We start from the raw sequence: 23,611 nt of genomic DNA on the forward strand, positions 1-23,611 counted from the left end.
GATGCGGCGTTGAGCCGGGACCCAGCTCTTCTGTCGGGGCCCCGGCTCTGCAGCGCACCGCTGAAGAAGCGCTGCGCTGCGTCCGGGGCACGAGAACTCACCTCCCGATGATCACCCCAATCACGTTCGGGGCGGCCAGATATTTCTCCTCGATCGCGACGCGCGCGGCGGCGCGGTTCTCCGGCGTCAGGAGGCCGCGCTTCTCGGCCAAGATCATCCAGCAAAAGCCCCACCAATCGGTCAGCATGCCCTGATCGCCAACGAGGTCATAACCCTGCCCGGCCGCGAAGATGCGCGCATGCGCCTCGTCCAACGTGTCGAGAAACAGATGGTCCTCGGTCGAGAACAGGTCGTCGCTGATGTCGTCGATGGTGTAGCCCCAGATCGACTGGCACACCGCGTTGAACTCGCGATCGAACTGGTCGTCATCGACGGCGTAGCGCAGTGCCGCCTGGTGCAGCCGCGAAAGCGAGCGCGCGAAATCGGCGATCCGGGTGAGGGCAAACTGGTCGAAGGCGATGGTGGACATGTAGTCCTCGCAAAATCGGACAGACGCTAGATATTGTATCGGCGAGACGCCGAATCGCAATGGTATATCAAAGACTTACTAAAGTGTTCTTAATTTGTTCTAGAGAGGCGTCGAAATCTCAGATGCAGCGCGAGGCCGCAATGGCGTGGACGCGGCGGTCGCCGAGGAGATGGGCGACAAAGCCGTTCTTCGGAAAGATCTTGGCGAAGGCAGCATCGCGGATGCTGAGGCCGCCGGCATAGGCGCCGAAGGCAGGCATCACGGCACGCATCCCGTCACTGGCGAAGCAGCGGCGCTCCATCGAGCGGCCGCGCGCGGAAACGCGCGCCTTCGGGTGCAGGTGTCCGGCGATCTCGCCGCTTGCGCCGGTCGGTTCGTGGCGGAAGGTGATCGGGCCGATCGCGACTTCGTCGGCGACGGTGCCGCCGAGATCGCGCGGCAACGCCGGATCATGATTGCCCGAGATCCAGATCCAGTCGCGGCCGGTCTGGAGCGCGGCCACCGCGCCGCCATCCTCGGCCGACAGGCGCTCATGCGCGGTGCGATCGTGAAAACTGTCGCCGAGCGCGATGACAACGCGGGGATCATGGCGGGAGATGACAGCAGCGAGCCGGCCAAGTGTCGCGACGGTATCGTAAGGCGGCAGCAGCACGCCGCGCGTCGCGAAGCTGGACCCTTTTTCCAGATGCAGGTCGGAAACGACCAGCAGGCGCTGCTCCTCCCAGAACAGCGCGCCGGAGAGATCGGCCGCGAAGGTCACATCGCTGATCGTGACTCTGGAAACGCGCATGTCCTCGACATCTCCCGAAATCAGCGCGCCTGCCGTCACGTCGAAACCTGCTTCTATCCCATCGCCTCTTTGACGAGCTCGTCGGCGGCTTCCGCCAAAAGCTCGTCTGCGGCTTCGCCATAAACTGACTCGCGGCCGATTTCCAGCATCACGGGCACGGCGAGCGGAGAGACGTGGTCGAGTTCCCGGTGCGTGATGCGGCCGTGGATGCGCATCAGCATGTCGCTGAGGCGGCGCAAATCGAGCAGGCCGGTGGCAGCATCGGCGCGCGCGGCGCGTAAGAGCACGTGATCGGCCTGATGCTTGCGCAGGACGTCGTAGACGAGATCGGTCGAGAACAGCACCTGGCGGCGGCTCTTCTCTTCGCCGGTGTGGCGGCGCGCGATAAGACCCGAAATGATCGCGCAGTTGCGGAAGGTGCGCTTCATCAGGGCGGATTCGGCGAGCCAGGCCTCTAAGTCGTCGCCGAGCATGTCAGGGGCGAACAGCGCGTTGAGATCGATCCGGCCGTCGCGGATCATGAAGGAGAGATCGCCGAGCCCCCAGATCGCCACTGCATATTCATTGGCGACGAAACCGAGCGGCCGCGCGCGGGAGCGCTCGAGGCGGCGCGTCAACAGCATGCCGAGCGTCTGGTGCGCGAGGCGGCCCTCGAAGGGATAGCAAACGAGATAGTGCTTGTTGGCGCGTGGAAAGCTCTCGACCAGGAGCTCGCGCACTGCAGGGACACGCGAGACGTCCTTCTGTAGCGACAGCCAGTCGCGCACCTGCTCCGGCAAGCCGCCCCATGCGCGGCTGTCATCGAGCAGGCGGCGCACGCGCTCGGCGAGATAGGTCGAGAGCGGGAATTTGCCGCCCATGTAGGACGGCACCTTCGGATCCTTGTCATGCGCGCGCGAGACATAGACCTGGTCCTCGACCAGGGTTTCGTAGCGCACCACCTCGCCGCTGAACACGAAGGTATCGCCGGGCGAGAGGCCCTCGATGAAAGCTTCCTCGATCTCGCCGAGCAGCCTGCCGCCACGTGCAATCACGCCTGTCGAACCTGCACCGCCGCCGCGGGAGCGCACCAGCCGCACCTTGAGCATGTCGTCCTCGACGATGGTGCCGACATTCAGCCGGTAGCTCTGCCGCACCTTCGGATTGGCGACGCGCCAGCGGCCCTCCTTGTCCTGCTTGATGCGGGCGAAGCGCTCATAGGTCTTCAGCGCGTAGCCGCCGGAGGCGACGAAATCGACGACGTCGTCGAAATCCTGCCGTAACAGGTTTGCGTAGGGCGCGGCGGTGCGGACTTCGCCGTAGAGGTCGTCGCTGAAAAACGGTTCGCCGCAGGCGCACCCGAGCACGTGCTGGGCGAGCACATCGAGGGCGCCCGTGCGAAGAGGCGGCGTGTCCTGCGCATTCTCGGCGATGGCGTCGATGGCGACGCGGCACTCCAGCACCTCGAAGCGGTTGGCCGGCACCAGCACCGCGCGCGAGGCCTCGTCGAGGCGGTGATTGGCGCGGCCGATGCGCTGCATCAGGCGCGAGGAGCCCTTGGGCGCGCCGATATTGACCACGAGATCGACGTCGCCCCAGTCGACGCCGAGGTCGAGCGAGGAGGTGCAGACCACGCCGCGCAGCCGGCCCGCCGACATGGCGTCCTCGACCTTGCGCCGCTGGGCGACGTCGAGCGAGCCGTGATGCAGCGCGATGGCAAGGCCATCGTCGTTCATGCTCCAGAGATTCTGGAACAGCATCTCGGCCTGGCTACGGGTGTTGACGAAGACCAGCGTGGTCTTGTTGGCCTTGATCAGCTCGTAGATCTCGGGGAGCGCGTGGCGCGCGCTGTGGCCGGCCCAGGGCAGCCGCTCGCGCGTATCGAGCATCTCGACCACGGGCGGCGCGGCACCGCCGGCAACGACGATGTCGGCTGCTCGCTCCTTGCCGTTGGGCTGCGGCACCAGGAAACGCGCGAGCTGATCCGGCTCGGCCACAGTCGCGGACAGGCCGATCGCGCGCATCTGCGGCGCGAGGCGCCAGAGCCGCGCCAGCCCGAGCGAGAGCAGGTCGCCGCGCTTGGACGTCACCAGCGCATGCAGCTCGTCGAGCACGATGCGCTGGAGGGAGGAAAACAGGAACGGTGCGTCGTCGGAGGAGAGCAGCAGCGCGAGCTGCTCGGGCGTCGTCAGCAACACGTCCGGCGGATAGCGCCGCTGCCGCTGCCGCCGCGAGACCGGCGTGTCGCCGGTGCGGGTCTCGACCTTGATCGGCAGCGCCATCTCCGCGATGGGCCGTTCCAGATTGCGCGCGATGTCGACCGCGAGCGCCTTGAGCGGCGAGATGTAGAGGGTGTGGAGACCGCCGGCGCGTTGCACGCTGCGGCCGGTGGAGACGAGGCTCTTCTTCGCGCCCCCGTCTCGTTCGACCGGCTGCGTCGAAAGCTCCACCAGCGTCGGCAGAAATCCCGCCAGCGTCTTGCCGGCGCCGGTCGGCGCGATCAGGAGCGCGCTAGCGTCATCGCGCGCCTTCTCCAGCAGCGCCAACTGATGCGCACGCGGCGACCAGCCGCGCGCTGCGAACCACGCCTGGAAGCGATCCGGCAGCAGCGCGGCCGGCTCGGCCGATGTTTGGAGAATACGGGGCGGCACGGCATGACAGGTAAGCCGTAGGAGCGAGTTCGTCGAGGGGTGGCCCTTCCCGCCTACGGCGAGAAGGGCAAGAGGTCTCAGGCCCCGGTCGGTACCTGGTCCAGAAATCCCGTCACGCTGCTGATGCGCCCGTCCCTTAGCACGGCAAAATCGGTGCCCTTGATCGGGCTGTCAGCGCCGTCGGGACCAAGCCCCCACGAAAAGCGGATGCGATCGCCGTAGCCGTTGGGCTCGCCGATCAGCTTGAATTTGAAATCGGGAAAACGCTGCTGCACGCCTGCGATCAGCGCCTCGATGCCGTCCTGGCCGTCGCCCTTCATCACGGGATCGACATAGCTCGCATCCGTCGTCCAGCTTTCGCTGAGCAGCTCGCGGCGGCGGCCGGCGGTGCGCTCGTTCCAGAGCTCGATGTAGCGGTGGGCGATGGTGACGGGGTCGGTCATGATGCTCTCCTTCGATGGCGCCGTGTTGTCCGGCTGACCTGACTATCGAAGGTTCACGCGCGTTGATCGATTACCTCGGAGGTCATCAACGCGCGTGAGGTTTTCGCAAAAATTACTTCGCCGCCGTCACCATGATCTCGACGGTGTATTGCGGAGCCGCCAGCTTGGCTTCGACGGTGGCGCGGGCCGGGGTGTTGCCGGGCGACACCCAGGCGTCCCACACCGCGTTCATCTCGCCGAAGGTCTTCATGTCGGTGATGTAGATCGTTGCCGAGAGCAGCTTCGTCTTGTCGGTGCCGGCCTTGGCGAGATGGCCGTCGATGGTCGCCAGGATGTCCTGGGTCTGCTTCGTCACGCTTTCGCCGGCCGCCTTGTTGGCGACGACGCCGGCGAGATAGACGGTATTGCCGTGCACGACGACCTGGCTCATGCGCGGGCCGGTTTCAAAACGCTGAATGCTCATCTGGGATCTCCTGGTGGAATGGCGGCCCTGTCTAGCCCAGCGATTTGGGGTGTGCCACCCCTGGCACGCATGCGTTGCCTGGCACGCATGCGTCGTTCACGGAAATTGACTGAAGAACGTCCAGATCGTTTCGGCGCCGTCGATGTCGCCGTTTTGCGATCCAAGCAGGCTGCCGGCGACCTTCGGGAAGCGGGCATCCGGAGCGAATCCGGGCATGCGGTGGCCGCCATGGTTGATCCGATAGAGCACGACGTCGTGCCCGTTCGGGCAGCGCGAGCTGATCCGTGTCACTGTGGACTGGTCCGCGGGCGCCCTGTCGGGCATCTCGGTCACCCCCGCGTCATCGGTCTCGCAGCCGTTGAGCCTGCGCCAGAACGCCAGCGTCTCGTCGGTCGACCAGAATCCGTCTGCGGCAAAATAGCTCGATCCGCGCCCGCCTTCGTAGGGGACCAGCGGGTCGGCGGTACCGTTCATGAGCAGCATCGGCAGCGGCCGCGATGGATGACAGGTGACGGCGGCTTCATCGGTGAGATTCATGATCACACTCGCAGCTGCCGCAAACAAATCGGCACGCGCGCAGGCCATGGTCATCGCCATGGCGCCGCCATTGGAGACGCCCGCGACGAAGACGCGCTTTGCATCGGCCGTGCCGTCGGCCACCAGCTTCTCGACGAGCTTTGCGATGAAGGCGACGTCATCGGTGCCCGCCGGTGGTCCACGCAGGGCAGGCCCCGCCTTGGTTCGCGCGTCCGCCCATGCATTGTTGAGCCCGTCCGGAAAGACCACGGCCAGGCCCTCGCGTTTTGCCACCTGCGGCCAGGCCGTCCGCGTGACCATGTCGGCGCCGCGCTGGGTCTTGCCATGCAGCACGATCACGAGCGGCGCGGGCCGCTTGGCCGGCAGCTGCGCGGTGTAGGAGCGCTTCACGCCGTTGACGTCGATCGTATCGGCAGATGCAGCTGAAGCTGCCGCCAATGAAGCGATCAGCGTCCCGATGCGCATCCAGCACCGCACGATCTAGCCCACCGCTTTGGCGGCGGCGCGGCCCGCATTGCGGCCCGAGAACAGGCAGCCGCCTAGGAAGGTGCCTTCAAGCGATCGATAGCCATGCACGCCGCCGCCACCGAAGCCGGCGGCTTCGCCGACGGCGTAGAGGCCGGGAATGACACGGCCCTCTTCCCCGAACACGCGGGAATCGAGATCGGTCTCGAAGCCGCCCAGCGTCTTGCGGGTGAGGATGTTGAGCTTGACCGCGATCAGCGGCCCATGTGCGGGATCCAGGATGCGGTGCGGCGAAGCGGTGCGGATCAACTTGTCGCCGATATAACGGCGCGCATTGTGGATGTTCATGACCTGCGCATCCTTGACGTAGGGATTGGCAATCTCACGGTCGCGCGCCTCGATCTGCATCTTGATGTGCTCGAGCTTGAGGAGATCGTTGTCGGCGAGCTTGTTCATGGCCGCAACGAGCTCATCGAGCTTGTCGCGGACGATGAAGTCGACACCATGGCTTTTGAACGCCTCCACCGGCGCCGGCGCGCCCTTGTTGGTGGCGCGGCGCAAGGTCATGCGCCAGCTCTTGCCGGTCAGGTCGGGGTTCTGCTCCGAGCCCGACAGCGCAAACTCCTTCTTGATGATGCTCTGGGTCAGGATGAACCAGGAATAATCATACCCCGTGGACATGATGTATTTGAGCTGGCCGAGCGTGTCCGAGCCGGGGAAGAGCGGCGCCGGCAGCCGCGTGCCAGTGGCGTCAAACCACATCGAGGACGGGCCGGGCAGGATGCGGATGCCGTGGCGCGGCCAGATGGGATTCCAGTTCTGAATGCCCTCGACGTAGTGCCACATGCGGTCGCGGTTGATCAGCCGCGCGCCGGTCTTTTCCGTGATGCCGATCATGCGGCCGTCGACGTGCTCGGGCACGCCGGAGATCATGAATTTCGGCGGATCGCCGAGCCGCTTCGGCCAGTTCTGCCGCACCAGCTCGTGGTTGCCGCCGATGCCGCCGGCGGCAACGATCACGGCCTGCGCCTTCAGCGCGAACTCGCCGACGACATTGCGGGAAGAGCTCTTGCCGCGCTCGACATCGTCAGGCGCGAGGACGGCGCCGCTGACGCCATCCACGGCGCCATTGGTGACGGATAGCGCATCGACGCGATGGCGGAATCTGAAGATCAATCGGCCAGTCTGCATCGCCTCGCGCGCGCGGCGCTCGAACGGCTCGACGATGCCCGGCCCGGTTCCCCAGGTGACGTGAAAGCGCGGCACCGAATTGCCGTGGCCCATCGCGTCATAGCCGCCGCGCTCGGCCCAGCCGACCACCGGGAAGATGCGATGGCCCATCGCGCGCAGCCAGCGGCGCTTCTCGCCGGCCGCGAACGCCACATAGGCCTCGGCCCATTGGCGCGGCCAAAAATCCTCGTCGCGGTCGAAGCCGGCGGTGCCGAGCCAGTCCTGCATCGCGAGCTCGAAGGAGTCCTTGATGCCGAGCCGGCGCTGCTCCGGCGAATCGACCAGGAACAAGCCGCCGAACGACCAGAACGCCTGGCCGCCGAGCGATTGCTCGCCTTCCTGGTCCACGACGATCACGCGCTTGCCCGCGTCGGCGACCTCGGTGGCGGCAACGAGGCCCGACAGTCCCGCGCCGATCACAATGACGTCCGTTTCTTCAGCCATGCGTCTCCCCCTCCATGAGTTTCCCCCTGTAATTGCCCGGATTGAAGCCAGCGGTTGTAACTGAGATCAAGTGTATGGCGTGTAAGACCTCATTAACTTGTTCCACATTGGGATAAGGACAGGCCGGGTGCAGCGTGGACGCAACACTGGACTTGAATTTGTTTTGCGTCAGCCGGCCTGCCTAGACAAAACCTTGGTTACGACAGACGCTAGCTGTGCATCACCACCGGACACGCAGATTCGAATACGACTGGGGCGGGGGACAATGAAGTTTCTGACGGGGTTGCTTGCGGCGGTTCTCTTGATCGCGGGCATGGGGGCTTCTCACGCGGTGGTTCGTATCGCTGATGACCGTGGCGGCCGGATTGGAACCTACGTCGACAAATACCAGGACCTCAGGCAATCGGGCGAAACCGTGATCATCGACGGCCTCTGTGCCTCGGCCTGCACCATCGTTCTCGGTGCCATCCCGCGTGATCGGATCTGCGTGACCTCGCATGCGACGCTCGGCTTCCACGCCGCCTGGGATTTCGGCGCTAACGGCCGCGCCGTCACCAACCCTGAGGCAACCCAGATGCTCTATGCGATGTATCCCTCGCAGGTGAGGCGCTGGATCGGCCAGCGGGGCGGGCTTACCCCGCGCATGCTCTTCCTGAGGGGCAAGCAACTCGAGGCCATGTACAAGCCCTGCTACCTGGACGCGCAGGCCTCGACGGCCAAGCCGTCGCGCCGATCGCTCCCACAAGCGGAGCAACTCGATTCCGCTCGGGGCCAGCTTCTCCACTGATATTCGCAGCCTGACAGCGTCTTTTGCGCCGCCGGCGGCGTCTTGCCCGCAGGCGGCGCAAGGCCTATCTGAAAGCCTGGGAACCGGGGCCTTCGTCCCGCTCGTTGTCATGGCTCAACCACTGCACCCAGCGCATCGGCTATCGGACAATTCGCCCACTGCCGGCCGAATGTCATCCGTGCTGCTGTGGGCTGGCGCGGCAATCGGCGGTCTCGCCGTGATCGGCGCGCTGGCGCTCTGGTTCCACTATGGCAGCCAGGTGTTCTTCGAAATGATCAGGACCGGCTTTGCCGCCTGCTTCTGACCTCCGACAGGAAGTTTTCCGCCCATGAGCCCCGCCACCCGTCCGCTGGTGATCGCGACCGCCTTCGCCGCAAGCCTCATTGTCGGGCTCCTGATCATGTTCTGGGCCATGGGTGGGGTCAACAAGGTGGCGCAGCCGGCCGCGATCGGCGGGCCGTTCCAGCTCACCGACCAGAATGGCAAGACGGTCACCGACAAGAGCCTCAAGGGCAAGCCGACCCTGATCTTCTTCGGCTACACCCATTGCCCCGACGTCTGCCCAACCTCGCTGTTCGAGATCTCGGAAGTGCTGCGCGCGATGGGCAAGGATGCCGACAAGGTCAATGCCGTCTTCATCTCGGTGGATCCCGAGCGCGATACGCCGGCAACGATAAAGGACTACCTGTCGAGCTTCGATCCGCGCCTCCAGGGCCTCTCCGGCGATCCCGCCGAGACCGCCAAGGTCATCACCTCCTACCGGGTCTATGCCAAGAAGGTCCCGACCAAGGACGGCGACTACACCATGGACCACACCGCGCTGATCTATCTGATGGACCGCGACGGGAGGTTCGTCTCGCCGTTCAATTTGAAGCGGACGCCGGAAGAGGCGGCGGCTGATTTGAAGAAGTATCTCTGAGCTTCACCTCTCCCGCTCTTGTCCGCCGAAGCCTTGGCGAAGGCGGATGCGGGAGAGGTCGCGCCGAAGGTTCTTGCCTGCAGAGACACCCTCTCCCCATCCCTCCCCCGCAAGCGGGGGAGGGGGCGCACCTCCGCCTTGGCTGCATTCCGGGCTCGCGTTCCCGGGCGGATGGTCTATAAGGCCCTCCGATCCCGACGAAATTCATTCCTTGCGGCCGATGGCTCCATCGCAACTGGCGAAATCGTTCAAATCTGTCCGTGGCTTGCTGGCAGGGCTGGCTGCCGGCCTTTGTCTGCTCGGCGGGCTCACCGAGGCCAACGCGCAAGCCCCCGCCAAGCGGCCTCCCGCAGCACCCCAAGTCACACCGCAAACCGCGCCCCAGGCGGCCCCGCAGGCCGTGCCCGGGTTCTGGGACCCGCGCCGGCGCCCGGAGCGGCCGGACCTGTCGCGCCTGACCGTGATCCGCTTTCTGACCGAAACGGACTATCCGCCGTTCAACTTCACCGGCGCGGACGGCAATCCGGCCGGCTTCAACGTCGATCTCGCCCGCAGCCTGTGCGAGGAGATCAAGGTCACCTGCACGGTGCAGATGCGCCGCTTCGAGACGCTGGTCGACGCGCTCACCTCCAACCGCGGGGATGCCATCATCGCCTCGATGGCGGTGAGCCCGCAGCTGCGCGCCCGCGTCGACTTCACCGATCCCTATTACCGGGTGCCGGCGCGCTTCGTCTCGCGCAAGGATGCGGTGATGCCGGAGATCCGCCCCGAATATCTCGAGGGCAAGAAGGTCGGTGTCATCGCCGGCTCCGCCCATGAGGCGTATCTCAAGGCGATGTTCACCGACGCCGAGCTGCATGCCTATCCCAGTGACGATGCGATGCGCGCCGCTTTGCGCAGGGGCGAGGTCGATTTCATCTTCGGCGACGCCATCTCTCTGGCGTTCTGGATCAACGGCACCGATTCCGGCGATTGCTGCGCCTTCTCCGGCGGTCCCTTCGTCGAGAGCCGCTTCTTCGGCGAAGGCATCGGCATCGCCGTGCGCAAGGGCAACGACGTGCTGCGACAGGCCCTGAACTGGGCGATGTTCCGCGTCTGGGAGAAAGGCCGCTACACCGATCTGTGGCTGCGGTATTTTTCGGTGAGTCCGTTCTAGGCCGGTCACTGCTCCCTCCGCCGTCATTGCGAGGAGCCCTTGCGAGGAAGCAATCCAGACTGTTTCCGCGGTGACAGTCTGGATTGCTTCGCTTCGCTCGCAATGACGGTGTATGCGGCGACACGACGCCACAAAATTGCATTCTGCCCGGAAATCGCTATTTTCCGCGGCCCGGAGGCCCCTGATGTCCGTTATCGATCTTGCCGCGAACCCGAGCGACCTGCGTGCGCTCGCCGAACAATCCAACGCCTGGCCGTTCGAGCAGGCGAAGGCCATTGTCGCGCGGCTGAAGAAAAGCCCGAAGGACGAGGTGCTGTTCGAGACCGGCTACGGCCCGTCAGGCCTGCCGCATATCGGCACGTTCGGCGAGGTCGCGCGCACCTCGATGGTGCGCCACGCCTTCCGCGTGCTGACCGAGGACAAGATCAAGACGCGCCTGCTCGCCTTCTCCGATGACATGGACGGATTTCGGAAAGTGCCGGACAACGTCCCCAACAAGGAGATGCTGGCGGAGCATCTCGGCAAGCCGCTGACGCGGGTGCCGGATCCGTTCTCCAACGAGTACCCGTCGTTCGGCCACCACAACAATGCGCGGCTTCGCGCCTTCCTCGATCATTTCGGCTTCGACTACGAGTTCGCGAGCTCGACCGACTACTACACGTCCGGCCGCTTCGACGCGACGCTGCTGAAGATGCTCGCCGCCTACGACAAGATCATGGCGATCATCCTGCCGACGCTGGGGCCTGACCGCCGCGCGACATACTCGCCGTTCCTCCCCATCAGCAAGACCACGGGGATCGTGCTGCAGGTGCCGATGATCCGCCGTGATGTCGCTGCGGGCACGGTGACCTATGTCGATCCCGATACCAACCAGGAAGTCGAGACATCAGTCACCGGCGGAAATGTAAAATGCCAGTGGAAGGCCGACTGGGCGATGCGCTGGGTCGCGCTCGGCGTCGACTACGAGATGGCCGGCAAGGATCTGATCGATTCCGTGAAGCTGTCCGGCGCGATCGCCAGGGCGCTCGGCGCCACGCCGCCCGAAGGCTTCAACTACGAGCTCTTCCTCGACGAGAAGGGCCAGAAGATCTCGAAGTCGAAGGGCAACGGCCTCACCATCGACGAATGGCTGCGCTACGCCTCGCCGGAATCGCTGTCGTTGTTCATGTACCGCGAGCCGAAGGCGGCCAAGCGGCTGTATTTCGACGTCATCCCGCGCAACGTCGACGACTATCAGCAGTTCATCGACGGCTTCGCCAAACAGGACGGCAAGCAGCAGCTCGGCAATCCGGTCTGGCACATCCACAATGGCAAGCCGCCGAAGGGCGACATGCCCGTCACCTTCCAGCTGCTGCTGACGCTGGTGTCGTCGTCGAACGCGGAGAACGCCGAGACGCTATGGGGCTTCATCGGCCGCTACCGCCCTGGCGTGACGCCTCAGACGCATCCGAAGCTCGATGCGATGGTCGGCTACGCCATCAACTACTACCGGGACTTCGTCGCGCCGACGAAGCAGTTCCGCGTGCCGACCGACAGCGAGCGTGCGGCGCTGCAGGATTTGCGCGATGCGCTGTCGCAGCTTCCGCAGGAGGCCTCTGCGGAAGACATCCAGAACGTCGTCTACGAGATCGGCCGCCGCGAGCCGTTCCTCGACCAGGTCAAGAAGGGCAAGGACGGCCGCCCCGGCGTCACGCTGGACTGGTTCAACATGCTCTACCAGGTCCTGCTCGGCCAGGAGAAGGGCCCGCGCTTCGGCTCCTTCGTCGCGGTGTACGGCGTGCAGAACGCGGTGAACATGATCGACGGCGCGCTGGCTAGGAGCGCGTGATCGCACTCCCACTGTCATCGCGCGCCCTGTGCGCAATTGCGCACTTGGGGCGGGCGATCCAGTATTCCAGAGCAGTCATTGTAGAGTGGAGAGGCCGCGGCGTACTGGATTCCCCGCCGGAGCCTGTCATCGGGCTCGCCGAAGGCGAGACCCGGTGGCGGGGAATGACACCGCATCAAACAGCGAAGTCGTAGAGTGACGCTGCCGCCTCAAATCGAGCGCAGCACGTAGCGGCGATTGTCCTTCTGCACCGGGCGCGCGTTCATCGGATAGAGCTTTGCGAACGCGGCGATATCAGTGGCCGACACCTGGATCGGAGTGGTCAGCAGCAGCCATTCGACCGTTTCCGAGCAAGGCGGCGTCGTCAGCGAGCCGGGGTAGCGGTAATAACCGAGCTTCGTTGGCAGCATGGCGAGCGGATCGATGCTCGCATCCGCTTTCACCGCGGGTCCTTCCGCTGCCGGCATGGTCTTGACGATCTTGCCGAAGGCCGCGTTCGGCCTGCCCTCGGTCATCAGCACGCCGACCACGGCGAGTCCGCCGGCCTCGTTGCGATGGACGAAATGCGCCTCCATCGGAAAATTCTTGCCGCCGATCATGTGCTCGCTGGGCCGGTGAAAGTGCACCTGTAGCAGCTTGTACTTGACGTCGCCGAGCGTGAGCGTGCTGCCTTCGGCAAAGTTGAGCTGGATCGTATGCCCGTTGTTGACGATGGTGTCGGCGTTCTTGCCCCAGTTCAGCTTCAGAGCCGGCAATTGCGACTTGATCGTCGCCTCGATATCGATCGGCGATTGTTGCAAGCCGACCGTGCAGACCTTGTTGGCCGCGTCGAGATCGCCCCATTTGGCCGGACCGCCGGCGCCCTCATAGCTCCAATGCGTGCCTTCGGCCGCGAAGCCCGGCTTGCACAATGGACAAAGCGCGAGACCTGCCAGGGCCTTCAATGCGTGACGGCGATTCATCATATTCCCCCTGCGATGAATTTGGTCGGCAATAGGTGCGCAACTTATGCAAGCGGGGAGGTGAGTCGCAAGGTCGCGGCAGACAAAACGCGGCCTGGCTGATGTCGTCGCCTTGGTAGGAAACAATCACTGGCTTGCCCACAGGATGCGCGCAATCCACGCCACATCACCCGCCGCCATCGTGCGTTCGGCCTGTGTCCCATCGAGCGGCTCGAGCTCCAGCGCCCTTGCGGTGCGGCGCTTCAGCGTCCCGACCGTCATCTCGCCCGCTTTGCTCCTCACCACCACGCGATCGCCTTTGCGGATCGGCGCGCCGGGTGAGACCAGGACGATGTCGCCGTCGCGATAGACAGGCGCAAGCACATCGCCGGAAATCTCCAGTGCAAACGTGTGGCTGTCCTCAGCGGTGGGAAGCGCGATTTCGGTCCAGCCCTTGCCGGATGGAAGGCCGGCCTCGTCGAAAGCGCCGCTCGTCCCGGCCTGCGCGAAGCCGAGCAGCGGCACCGAACGGCCGTCGCACGCGCCGTCGTCGTCAATCAACTTGGCAAAGCTGTCAATCGAGGCGTCGGCCGCGGCCAGCGCCTTTGCGATCGATTCGGTCGAGGGCCAGCGCTCGCGGCCGTCGGCGGTGACGCGCTTGGACCTGTTGAAAGTGGTGGGGTCGAGCCCGGCACGTTTGGCGAGGCCAGACGGCGACAATCCGGCGCGCGCCGCCAGCCGATCCAGCGCGGCCCAGATCTGGTCGTGAGTCAGAATCCTCTGCGCTTTGGCCTGTCTGACCATGGTAGGTCCAGCCCGTCGCAACTCAGGAAAACTGTCCTCAAATCAACCGGTTTTCCTTTTTTCGCGCAAGGGGCGGCGATTTCACCGGACTGGAAAAGGCTCTAGGTCTTGAGTTCGGAAGGGACGGCCTTTACGGTCGCGCCCGGGTTTCGAGACCCGCGAGAGACGAAAAAACCCAAAAGACTCAAAGAGCAAACAAGGCTGCGTAAGCGGTGGTCAAGATCTACAAAATCTGTCCGGCCTCGGCCTGGCGCGAGGCGGAACGGCAGGGTGTCTACCGCGGCAGCGCGGATGATTCGCGCGACGGGTTCATCCATTTCTCGACCGCCGCCCAGGTTCCCGAAACCCTCCGCAAGCATTATTTCGGGCAGCGTGCGCTGTTCCTGGTCGAGGTCGACGGCGACACGCTGGGCAGCGAGCTGCGCTGGGAACGCTCGCGCAATGACGAGCTCTTCCCGCATCTCTATGGCGAGCTCGATCTCGGCGCCGTGATCGCAGTGATCAACCTCAACATGCGCTCAGACGGTAGTCACGAGGTTCCGGAGCTGCTGCCGTGATCCGCGCGTTCGACGCCTTTTCGCTGCCGGTGCTGCGCTGGCTCGATCCCGAAGACGCGCATCGCCTCGCGATCCAGGGCCTGCGCTTCCTGCCGCCGATCAAGCCGCGTGCCGATGATCCCAAGCTCGCGGTGCGCGCCTTCGGGCTGAACTTTCCCAATCCGATCGGCATGGCCGCGGGCTTCGACAAGAGCGCCGAGGTGCCGGACGCACTTCTGCGGCTCGGCTTCGGCTTCGTCGAGATCGGCTCGGTGACGCCGAAGCCCCAGGAAGGCAATCCGCGGCCGCGGCTGTTCCGGCTCGAGCGCGACGAGGCCATCATCAACCGCATGGGCTTCAACAATGACGGCGCGGAGGCGGCTCTGCGCCGTCTTGCCGCGCGCGCGCAGCACGGCGGCATCGTCGGCGTCAATGTCGGTGCCAACAAGGATTCGCCGGACCGCGTCGCGGACTACGTCAAGCTGATCGAGACCTTTGCGCCGGTGGCGAGCTATTTCACCGTCAACGTCTCCTCGCCGAACACGCCGGGCCTGCGCAATTTGCAGGAAGGCGCGCTTCTCGACGAGCTCCTCGCACGCGTGATCGACGCCCGCGAGCGGGTTCGCCAGAAGGCCGGCGACACGCCGGTGCTGCTCAAGATCGCGCCGGATTTGAGCCTCGCCCAGCTCGACGAAGTCGTGCAGGTCGCGCGCTCGCGCCGGGTCGACGGCATGATCGTGTCGAACACCACGATCGCGCGGCCGAGCACGCTGCGTGATCAGATGCGGGCAAAGGAACAAGGTGGCCTGTCCGGCCGGCCGCTGTTCCGTCTGTCGACGCGCATGGTTGCGGAAACCTATGTGCGCGTCGAGGGTGCGTTCCCGCTGATCGGCGTCGGCGGCGTGGACTCGGGCGGCGCCGCGCTGACAAAGATCCGCGCCGGCGCCAGCCTGATCCAGCTCTATTCGTCGCTGGTCTACAAGGGTCTCGGTCTGGTCGACGAGATCAAGCGCGACCTGACCTCGACGCTGCTCCGCACCGGGCGGGATTCGCTGTCCGATATCGTCGGCGCTGATGCAGCGACGCTCACGGCGGAAGACTGGCCGGGGATGTAGGACGGTCTCGTGCCCCGGACGCAGCGCCGCGCGCCAACTTCGGCGTGATGCGCTGCAGAGCCGGGGCCCATGTAGCGACGCTCTGGGTCCCGGCTCGCGCTTCGCGCGTCCGGGGACACGAGGGTTATGGTTTGGCGAACGTCACCCGATACAGCGCCGGATACCGCGCGCCCTGCAAGCCGCCGCGAGCGACATAGAACGCGATCAGCGCGCACCACAGTCCGGCATTGCCGAACGATTGCAGCGCCAGCCAGACGCCGAAAAAGATTGCCAGCGATAACAGCATCAGATTGCGCATCTCGCGCGCCCAGGTCGCGCCGACATAGATGCCGTCGAAGCCGAAGGCGAACACGCCGGGGATGGGCGCGAGGACGATGAAGGGCAGGAAGTCGCGCGCGGCGCGGCGGACGTCCTCACTGGCTGTCATGACGTTGATGATGCTTGGGCCGAACGTCGCGAACAGCAAGGCGACGACCAGCGCGAAGCCGAGGCCCCAGAGCAGCACCAGCCGGGTCGAATCCGCAAATCCCCTGGCGTCGCGCGCCCCAAAGGTGCGGCCGCAGAGCTGCTGGGCAGCGTTGGCGAGCCCGTCGAGGAAGAAGGCGCTGACCAGCAGGAAATTGTTGAGCACGGAGTTCGCCGCCAGCGTGATGTCGCCGGTGCGCGCGCCCTTGGCGGTGAAAAACAGGAACACGGCGATCAGCGCCGCGGTGCGGATCATGATGTCGGAATTCACCGCCAAGAGCCGCATCAGCTTGGCCCGATCGAACAGCGTCGCGCGGGGCACGGCAAAGCCGCCATGAGCAAAGCGTCGGCAGACGATCAAGCCAAGCACGAAGCCTGTTGTCTCCGCCAGCAACGCGGCGATTGCCGCGCCGGCAATGCCGGTGTCGTAGACCAGCACCAGCAGGATCGTCGCCACCATGTTGATGAGGTTGATGACGACCTGGAGCGCGAGCGCCGGATTGGCGCGGGCCTGCCCAACCAGCCAGCCGAGCACGACGTAATTGGCGAAGGCGAAGGGCGACGACCAGATCCGGATCATGAAATAGGTCTTCGCCGCACGCGTCACGCCTTCGCTGCCGCCCATCAGGTCGAACAGCACCGATGTCAGCGGCAGTTGCAGCCCGATCAGCGCGGTGCCGATCAGGCCGGCAACGATGAAGCCGCGCACCAGGATCGCGGCCTGCTCGCGCGTCTCGCCGGCGCCCAGCGCCTGTGCGGTGAAGGCGAGCGTGCTCATGCGCAGGAAGCCGAACAGCCAGAACAGGCAGTCGAAAATGACGGAGGCCATCGCGACGCCGCCGAGCAGCGCGGCATCGTCGAGCCGTCCGATCGCGGTGGTCGAGACCACACCGATCAGCGGCGTGGTCAGGTTCGCGACCATCGCCGGTCCCGCGATGGCGAACACCTGGCGGGAGCCGATCCTGGGATGAACCGGTGCGTGCATGTCAGAACACGAGCACCATGCGGTCCTCTGCAGCGAGATGCGGCACTTCGCCCAGGCGCGACAGCATGTCGTCGCTCATATGGGTCAGGACGAGCCGCTTGGCGCCGATCGCTGGCAAATGCTGTTCCAAAGTCTTCAGGCTGAGGTGGTTCTTGACCACCTTCTCGTACATATAAGCTTCGGCGATGAAAAGGTCCGCGCCATGCGCCAGCGGAATGAGCGTCTCCGTCCATTCGGTATCGGCGCTGTAGGCGAGCGTGCGGCCCTCGGCCTCGACGCGGTAGGCGAGGAAGGGACCGCCGGATTCGCCGTGCACGACCGGATAGGGTGTCACGGTCACGGCACCGAAGGTTTTGCGTTGCCCCGGCGCGAGCTCGACGACGTTGAGCTCGAAGCGCTGCTTGGTCTTGGAGGAGTGCTCGAACAGAGCCTCCATCACCTCACGCAGCCGCATCTCGATGCCTTGCGGACCCGCGATCGTCAGCGGCCGCGTCCGCCGTGAGAATTGCGCGTCGAGCAGGAAGAAGGGAAGGCCGGCAAAATGGTCGCCGTGGAAATGCGTGATCAGGATGAGATCGACCTCGTTGCGGTCGATCTCGAGCCGCTTCAGCGCCGGCAGAGCCGACGCGCCGCAATCGATCAGGAAGTTGGCTTCACGGCCTGAGACGTGGAAGCAGGTGTTGAGCCTGCCGCCGGAGCCGAAGGCGTCACCGCAGCCGACGAAACGCAATTGCATCGGCTGCGCACTCCCTCAATCAATCCTTATCGGCCGCGCGGCGCGCCGAAGACGCGCGAGAGCAGCCAGATCGGAATCACGATGACCGCACCAAGCAGGAAGTAGCGCCACAGCCAGTTCACGGCGTCGAAGCCGAGATCCCACAGACGCTGGAACAGGAGGCGAATGCTGTGGATGATATTCCAGGGGTCGAAGCCGATCGCGGCCAGCACGACGCCGACCAGAATCGAGAGCAGGACCAGCCGAAACGCGACTGCCAGCGGGGAGCCGCCGAGAAAGCGGTGCAGGCCGTCGCTGCGGCCGGCCGGCAAATCTCTGACGTCTTGGACCATCGCAAACTCCTCAAGGGGATTCGATCGCATTATAGGCACAGCGCGGCACATGGGGAACCCAGAGCGGGGCGTCAATCGGGTTACTGGAGTTTAATTCGGTAGCGGACTCGGCGCCCCTGGGTACGGAATGATCGCGCCGCAGGAACGGTGCCACCTCTCCCGCTTCGGGAGAGGTCGGCACGTCCCGGGCGATGCGAAGCATCGTCCCGCGCGCCGGGAGAGGGCTTTCTCCTCTAGGGGATTCTCTTGATAATCCCACTGCGGAGACAACCCTCTCCCGCAAGCGGGAGAGGGGGCGCACCGTCTTCTTGGCGGCATCGAGCCTCAAACATCGATCTCCGCCGCCTCCGCCTTCAACATCTTCTCCAACGTTTCCAGCCTATCTGCCTCCCGCGGTGGCTTGTCCCAGCGCAGGCGGCTGATGCGGGGAAAGCGCATGGCGACGCCGGATTTGTGCCGCGGCGAACGCTGCAGGCCCTCGAACGCGACCTCCAGCACCAGCCCCTTGTCGCTCTCGTGCACGACATGACGCACGGGGCCGAATTTTTCGGTGGTGTTACGACGGACGAAACGATCGATCTGCAGCAGCTCCTCATCGGTGAAGCCGAAATAGGCCTTTCCGACCGGCACCAGTTCATCGCCGCCCGCGCCTGCCGTCCAGACGCCAAACGTGTAGTCGGAATAATAGGACGAGCGCTTGCCGTGGCCGCGCTGCGCATACATCAGCACGGCGTCGATGATGTGCGGATCGCGCTTCCACTTCCACCACTGGCCCTTCGGCCGTCCCGGCAGATAGGGCGCATCGCGCCGCTTCAGCATCACGCCTTCGACGGCGTCCGCATCCTCGCCGGCGCCGGCGCTCGCCGGATCCGCGCGTGCCGCGGTCAACGCTTGCCAGCTCGTGAAGGGGACGGTTGGCGACAGATCGATGCGGGTCTCATCGAGCTTCTTGACGAATGCCTCCAGCCGTTCGCGCCGCTCGGCAAACGGCAGCTCACGCAGGTCGTTCTCGTCGTCACCGAGCAGATCGTAGGCGCGCAAGTGAATCGGAAACTCCTTGATCAGCTTGGGCGAGACAACCTTGCGGTTGAGCCGTTGTTGCAGAACGTTGAAACTCTGCACGCGGCCCTCGCGCAGGATCAGGAGCTCGCCATCGATGGCGCCGGGCAGGTGCAGCGACGGCACGAGATCCGGAAAGCTCCCCGTGATGTCCTCGCCGGTGCGCGAATAGAGCCGCGCCGTGATGTGGCCGCGATCGTCGCGGCCCGCCACCGCCTGCACGCGGATGCCGTCCCATTTCCATTCAGCGATGTAGTCGGCGGGATCGAGCGCCGCGAAATCAGTGTCCTCGATCGCATGCGCCAGCATCACGGGCCGGAACGGCGCGGGATCGCGGTTGACCGGCTTGTCGCCGCGGCCTTCCAGCCAGGCGAACAGGTCGAGATAAGGCGGAGAGAGGCCCGGCCAGATCAACTCGACCTCATGCGGGTCCTTGTCGCCGAGCGCGGCAGCCGCGGTCTTGGCGAGACGCGCCGAGATGCCGATGCGAAGCGCGCCGGTGACGAGTTTCAGCAGCGCCCAGCGTCCGGTTTCGTCGAGCTCGTCGAGCCAGCGCTCGAGTTGTCTTGGCAGCTCGGTCTTGCCGAGCGTGCGCAATGTGGTGACGACTTCGGTGAGGGATGGCGGCGGTGGGTTGTTGTGGGCGAACGGCGCCTTCGGCCACATCAGCGCCACCGTCTCCGAGAGATCGCCGACATAGTCGTAACTCAACCCGAACAGCGCCGGATCAGTGCGCGCCGCAATGAGGTCTCGGATCAACGCGGGCTTGGCATGCTTGAAGCTGAGCGCACCGGTCAGCGCCGCCAGCGCGTAGCCGCGGTCGGGATCGCCGACCTCGCGGAAATAGCCGGTGATCAGCCGTAGCTTATTGTTGCGGCCGGGCTCGTAGGCGAGACGGTCGAGCAGCTCGGCGAAGCGGTTCATGCTTCGGCCTCGCCTGGAATTGGCGCTTCGCTCTCCTCCTCGTCGCCATAGCCAACGAGATCAAGCGGCTGCGCTTTCAGGCCATTGCTCCGGCACCAATGCACCAGCGCATCTTCCTGGCCGTGGGTGACCCAGATCTCGCCTGCGCCGGTCGCGGCAATGGTGGCGGTAAGGCCGTCCCAATCGGCGTGGTCGGAGATCACCAGCGGCAATTCCACGCCGCGCTGCCGCGCTCGGGCGCGCACCCGCATCCAGCCCGAGGCGAAGGCGGTGACGGGATCAGGAAAGCGTCGCGTCCACAAATCGGAAGTGGCCGACGGCGGCGCCAGCGTGATGGTGCCGGCGAGCGCCGCCTTCTTCACGCCCTTCGCGGGCTGCAACTCGCCAAGTTCGATGCCGCGGCTCTGATAGTAATGCGTTATCGTCTCCATCGCGCCATGCAGGTAGATCGGCTCGTCATAGCCGGCCGCACGGAGCAGCGCGATCACGCGCTGCGCCTTGCCGAGCGAATAGGCGCCGACGAGATGCGCGCGTTCCGGAAACAATGCGACCGAGGCCAGTAGCTTTCTCACCTCGTCGGCGGCATCGCCATGCCGGAATACCGGCAGCCCAAAGGTGGCCTCGGTGATGAAGACGTCGCAGGGCACCAGCTCGAACGGCGAGCAGGTCGGGTCGGGCGCGTCCTTGTAGTCGCCGGAGGCGACGATGCAGGTGTCCTTGCACGTCACGGCAATCTGCGCCGATCCCAGCACATGGCCCGCCGGGTGAAACTTGACCTTGACGTCGCCGAGCCGGATCTCCTCGCCATAGCGGATCGCTTGCGTCGATCCGGCAAAGTTCTCGCCGTAACGCAGCCGCATCATGTCCAGCGTTTCCTGGGTCGCCAGCACGGCGCCATGGCCGGCGCGGGCATGGTCGGAATGCCCGTGGGTGATCACGGCCCGCTCCACGGGACGGACAGGATCGATATGGAAGCCGCCCGGCTTGCAGCACAGGCCGGCAGCAGTTGGCAGCAGGATGTCTTGCGGACGCATGTGAGTGATATAGGAAGGGGCCGCTCCAAATTAAGCGGTCATGCGCGGGCTTGACCCGCGCATCCATCTTCTTAATGAGTCTTCTTTTTGATGGGATTGCCGGGTCAAGCCCGGCAATGACGAGTAGTTCCATGCCGCTCCGCCTGTTCCTGACCTCCGGCGATCTCATGGCCGACCGCCGTTTCGAATTCGCGCGCGACCTGCAGCTCAAGGGCGACCTGCCCGCCGCCGCGGACCTCCTGGAGCAGGCAATCGAGCTCGCGCCTGATTTCACCTCGGCCTGGTTCACGCTCGGCGAAATCCGTCAGCAGCTCGGCGAGCGCGATAAGGCCATCGCGGCCTTCCGCAAGGCGCGCGACTCCGATCCTGAGGACCAGCACGGCGCCGGCCTGCACCTGATGCGGCTCGGGGACGCAGAGATGGCGGAGATGCCCAAGGCCTATGTGCAGGCGCTGTTCGATCAATACGCGCCGCGTTTCGAGCATACGCTGATCAACGATCTCGGCTATCGCGCCCCCGCGCTGATCTTCAAGGCGGTGCTGGCGGCGCGCGTCGCCGCCAAAAAACCCGCCTACTTCAAGCGCACCATCGATCTCGGCTGCGGCACTGGTCTTGCGGCCGCCGCGTTCGCCAAGCAGGTCGACCATTTCATCGGCATCGATCTGTCGCCCGGCATGATCAAGGAGGCGCGCGCGACGAATCTCTATGCCGAGCTCGAAGTCGCCGACATGATCGAGGGGCTGCGCGGCAAGGCCGACGCCAGCGCGAACCTCGTCGTCGCCGCGGATGCGTTCGTCTATCTCTCCGATCTCGCACCGGTGTTGAGCGAAGCCAGGCGCGTGCTCGTATCAGGCGGCGTGCTCGCCTTCACGCTGGAGACGCATGACGGCAGTGGTATCGTGCTCGGCCAAGGCCTGCGCTATGCCCATTCGGCGGAATATGTTCGCGGCGCCATCGCGAAGGCCGGGCTCAAGCTGCTGACCCTCGAGCCGGCCTCGCCTCGCAACGAGAACAACGAGCCGGTGCGCGGTCTCGTCGTCGTCGCCGAGAAAACTTGAGTCTAGGCGCTAACGCCCCGCGATTTGAGCGTCATTGCGTCGCAAAGCCGCGACTTCCCACTTGCGAGCCGAGCTGCGATGTCAGCACAATGCGCGCACCAGGGAGAAAACAATAATGACCAAGAATCCATCGCGGCGCGATTTCAGCGCCGCCGCGCTCGCCACCATCGCCGCATCGACTCTGCCTGCGCCTTACGTCTGGGCCGCGGAGAAGAAGTACGATGCGGGCGCCAGCGATACCGAAATCAAGATCGGCCAGACCGTACCGCATTCCGGTCCCGGCTCGCTCTATGGCGTGCTCGGGCGCATCGGTGAAGCCTATTTCCAGATGCTGAACGAGAAGGGCGGCATCAACGGACGCAAGATCAAGTTCCTCACCATGGACGACGCCTACAGCGCGCCGAAATGCGTCGAGGCGACGCGGCGGCTGGTCGAGCAGGAGGAGGTGCTGGCGCTCTACGGCTCGCTCGGCACCGCGCCGCAAACCGCCGTGCACAAATATCTGAACTCCAAGGGCGTGCCGCAGCTTCTGCTCAACACGGGCGCATCGAAGTGGAACAACCCGAAAGAGTTCAAATGGACGATGGCGGGCCTGCCGCTCTATCCGACCGAGGCGCGCATCCTGGCCCGGCACGTCGTCAGCGTGAAGCCGAACGCCAAGATCGGCATCCTCTACCAGAACGACGATTTCGGCCGCGACTTCTTAGGGCCGTTCAAGAAGGTGCTGGCCGATGCCGGCGGCACCGCACAGGTGATCATGGAGCAGACCTACGATCTCACCGAGCCGACCGTCGATTCGCAGCTCATCAACCTCTCCAAGTCCGGCGCCGACGTCTTCTACAACATCTCGACCGGCAAGGCGTCGTCGCAGTCGATCCGGAAGGTGGCCGAACTCGGCTGGAAGCCGCTGCAGCTTCTTTCGGCCGGCTCGACCGGCCGGTCGATCCTCAGCGCCGCGGGCCTCGAGAACGCCACCGGCATCGTCGCAATCCGCTATAACAAGGAGGTCGGCCTGCCGAAATGGGAGAAGGACCCCGACGTGATGGCGTTCGAGGAACTGCGTAAGAAGTACACACCGGCGATCGACCCCGACAACACCATCGCCTTCGCCGGCTACGGCCAGGCCGCGACCATGGGCGAGATCCTGCGCCGTTGCGGCGACGAGCTCACCCGCGCCAACGTGCTGAAGCAGGCCTCGACGCTCGCGGGCTTCCATTCCCCCTATTTCCTCGACGGCGTCACCTACAGCTACACGCCCGAGAACTACACGCCGATGAAGACGCTGTTCATCTCCACCTTCACCGGCAAGGACTGGGACATCTCCGATAAGCCGATGTCGGAGTAGGGCTCCGCCATTGCTTCCCCTCTCCTGCTCTGCCAGGAGAGGGGAAGGACGCCGGC

The 23,611-nt window shown here is 65.1% G+C and carries 23 protein-coding genes; 9 read left to right on the forward strand and 14 right to left on the reverse strand.

Annotated elements, in window-relative coordinates; genetic code table 11:
* Positions 1-97: 97 nt before the first annotated feature.
* From ACVIIV_RS05110 to ACVIIV_RS05140, 7 genes are all read right to left on the reverse strand, one after another.
* The gene (locus ACVIIV_RS05110) at positions 98-529 is read right to left on the reverse strand and encodes a hypothetical protein (RefSeq protein WP_456743213.1); all 432 of its coding nucleotides are present in this window, start codon (positions 527-529) and stop codon (positions 98-100) included.
* A 118-nt stretch (positions 530-647) separates the two neighbouring features.
* The gene (gene pdeM, locus ACVIIV_RS05115) at positions 648-1,319 is read right to left on the reverse strand and encodes a ligase-associated DNA damage response endonuclease PdeM (RefSeq protein ID WP_456743214.1); all 672 of its coding nucleotides are present in this window, start codon (positions 1,317-1,319) and stop codon (positions 648-650) included.
* A gap of 53 nt (positions 1,320-1,372) precedes the next feature.
* Entirely contained in the window at positions 1,373-3,949 is a 2,577-nt protein-coding gene (locus ACVIIV_RS05120; RefSeq protein WP_456743215.1) for a ligase-associated DNA damage response DEXH box helicase, read from the reverse strand.
* Between the two features lie 77 nt (positions 3,950-4,026).
* Complete coding sequence (locus ACVIIV_RS05125) at positions 4,027-4,392, reverse strand: nuclear transport factor 2 family protein (RefSeq protein ID WP_456743216.1); 366 nt, start codon at positions 4,390-4,392, stop codon at positions 4,027-4,029.
* A gap of 112 nt (positions 4,393-4,504) precedes the next feature.
* Positions 4,505-4,855, reverse strand: coding sequence for a RidA family protein (locus ACVIIV_RS05130; RefSeq protein ID WP_456743217.1), 351 nt, complete (start codon positions 4,853-4,855; stop codon positions 4,505-4,507).
* A gap of 96 nt (positions 4,856-4,951) precedes the next feature.
* Positions 4,952-5,857, reverse strand: coding sequence for an alpha/beta hydrolase family esterase (locus ACVIIV_RS05135; protein ID WP_456743218.1), 906 nt, complete (start codon positions 5,855-5,857; stop codon positions 4,952-4,954).
* Between the two features lie 15 nt (positions 5,858-5,872).
* Positions 5,873-7,531: an FAD-binding dehydrogenase gene (locus ACVIIV_RS05140; RefSeq protein WP_456743219.1), complete on the reverse strand. Its 1,659-nt coding sequence runs from the start codon at positions 7,529-7,531 to the stop codon at positions 5,873-5,875.
* Between the two features lie 265 nt (positions 7,532-7,796).
* On the opposite strand from ACVIIV_RS05140, the gene ACVIIV_RS05145 reads away from it, so the two are divergent.
* From ACVIIV_RS05145 to ACVIIV_RS05165, 5 genes are all read left to right on the forward strand, one after another.
* Positions 7,797-8,318: a hypothetical protein gene (locus tag ACVIIV_RS05145; protein WP_456743220.1), complete on the forward strand. Its 522-nt coding sequence runs from the start codon at positions 7,797-7,799 to the stop codon at positions 8,316-8,318.
* Positions 8,319-8,487: 169 nt separating this feature from the next.
* Positions 8,488-8,622, forward strand: coding sequence for a hypothetical protein (locus ACVIIV_RS05150; RefSeq protein WP_456743221.1), 135 nt, complete (start codon positions 8,488-8,490; stop codon positions 8,620-8,622).
* Between the two features lie 24 nt (positions 8,623-8,646).
* On the forward strand, positions 8,647-9,237 hold the full coding sequence (locus ACVIIV_RS05155) for an SCO family protein (RefSeq protein WP_456743222.1): 591 nt from the start codon (positions 8,647-8,649) through the stop codon (positions 9,235-9,237).
* A gap of 220 nt (positions 9,238-9,457) precedes the next feature.
* On the forward strand, positions 9,458-10,393 hold the full coding sequence (locus ACVIIV_RS05160) for a transporter substrate-binding domain-containing protein (RefSeq protein WP_456743223.1): 936 nt from the start codon (positions 9,458-9,460) through the stop codon (positions 10,391-10,393).
* A gap of 184 nt (positions 10,394-10,577) precedes the next feature.
* Positions 10,578-12,221 carry a lysine--tRNA ligase gene (locus ACVIIV_RS05165; protein WP_456743224.1) on the forward strand — a complete coding sequence of 548 codons (1,644 nt, stop codon included), beginning with the start codon at positions 10,578-10,580 and terminating at the stop codon, positions 12,219-12,221.
* 209 nt (positions 12,222-12,430) lie between these two features.
* Here the strand turns inward: ACVIIV_RS05165 and ACVIIV_RS05170 are convergent, their stop codons facing one another.
* Together ACVIIV_RS05170 and ACVIIV_RS05175 are read right to left on the reverse strand one after the other, a co-directional pair.
* On the reverse strand, positions 12,431-13,183 hold the full coding sequence (locus ACVIIV_RS05170; RefSeq protein WP_456743225.1) for a carbonic anhydrase: 753 nt from the start codon (positions 13,181-13,183) through the stop codon (positions 12,431-12,433).
* 126 nt (positions 13,184-13,309) lie between these two features.
* A complete protein-coding gene (locus ACVIIV_RS05175; RefSeq protein ID WP_456743226.1) occupies positions 13,310-13,966 on the reverse strand; it encodes a S24 family peptidase in 657 nt (218 codons plus the stop codon).
* 212 nt (positions 13,967-14,178) lie between these two features.
* Here ACVIIV_RS05175 and ACVIIV_RS05180 point away from each other — a divergent pair, with 212 nt between their 5' ends.
* Positions 14,179-14,523, forward strand: a complete 345-nt coding sequence (locus tag ACVIIV_RS05180) for a DUF952 domain-containing protein (RefSeq protein WP_456743227.1) — start codon at positions 14,179-14,181, stop codon at positions 14,521-14,523.
* Complete coding sequence (locus ACVIIV_RS05185) at positions 14,520-15,617, forward strand: quinone-dependent dihydroorotate dehydrogenase (protein ID WP_456743228.1); 1,098 nt, start codon at positions 14,520-14,522, stop codon at positions 15,615-15,617. Before ACVIIV_RS05180 ends, ACVIIV_RS05185 begins: the two co-directional genes overlap by 4 nt.
* Positions 15,618-15,741: 124 nt before the next feature.
* Here the strand turns inward: ACVIIV_RS05185 and ACVIIV_RS05190 are convergent, their stop codons facing one another.
* The 5 genes from ACVIIV_RS05190 to ACVIIV_RS05210 form a co-directional block, all read right to left on the reverse strand.
* Positions 15,742-17,067 carry an MATE family efflux transporter gene (locus tag ACVIIV_RS05190; RefSeq protein WP_456743229.1) on the reverse strand — a complete coding sequence of 442 codons (1,326 nt, stop codon included), beginning with the start codon at positions 17,065-17,067 and terminating at the stop codon, positions 15,742-15,744.
* 1 nt (position 17,068) lies between these two features.
* Positions 17,069-17,803, reverse strand: a complete 735-nt coding sequence (locus ACVIIV_RS05195; RefSeq protein WP_456743230.1) for an MBL fold metallo-hydrolase — start codon at positions 17,801-17,803, stop codon at positions 17,069-17,071.
* Between the two features lie 26 nt (positions 17,804-17,829).
* Complete coding sequence (locus tag ACVIIV_RS05200) at positions 17,830-18,135, reverse strand: DUF6460 domain-containing protein (protein WP_027575165.1); 306 nt, start codon at positions 18,133-18,135, stop codon at positions 17,830-17,832.
* Positions 18,136-18,459: 324 nt separating this feature from the next.
* Complete coding sequence (locus ACVIIV_RS05205) at positions 18,460-20,118, reverse strand: cisplatin damage response ATP-dependent DNA ligase (RefSeq protein WP_456743231.1); 1,659 nt, start codon at positions 20,116-20,118, stop codon at positions 18,460-18,462.
* Positions 20,115-21,152: a ligase-associated DNA damage response exonuclease gene (locus ACVIIV_RS05210; protein ID WP_456743232.1), complete on the reverse strand. Its 1,038-nt coding sequence runs from the start codon at positions 21,150-21,152 to the stop codon at positions 20,115-20,117. The genes ACVIIV_RS05205 and ACVIIV_RS05210 overlap by 4 nt, the downstream gene beginning before the upstream one ends.
* Before the next feature lie 131 nt (positions 21,153-21,283).
* Between ACVIIV_RS05210 and ACVIIV_RS05215 the strand changes: the two genes are divergently transcribed.
* Entirely contained in the window at positions 21,284-22,210 is a 927-nt protein-coding gene (locus ACVIIV_RS05215) for a methyltransferase domain-containing protein (protein ID WP_456743233.1), read from the forward strand.
* A gap of 115 nt (positions 22,211-22,325) precedes the next feature.
* Positions 22,326-23,555: an ABC transporter substrate-binding protein gene (locus ACVIIV_RS05220; protein WP_456743234.1), complete on the forward strand. Its 1,230-nt coding sequence runs from the start codon at positions 22,326-22,328 to the stop codon at positions 23,553-23,555.
* The last annotated feature ends 56 nt before the right edge of the window (positions 23,556-23,611 follow it).

This window comes from Bradyrhizobium sp. USDA 4354 (assembly GCF_054060315.1).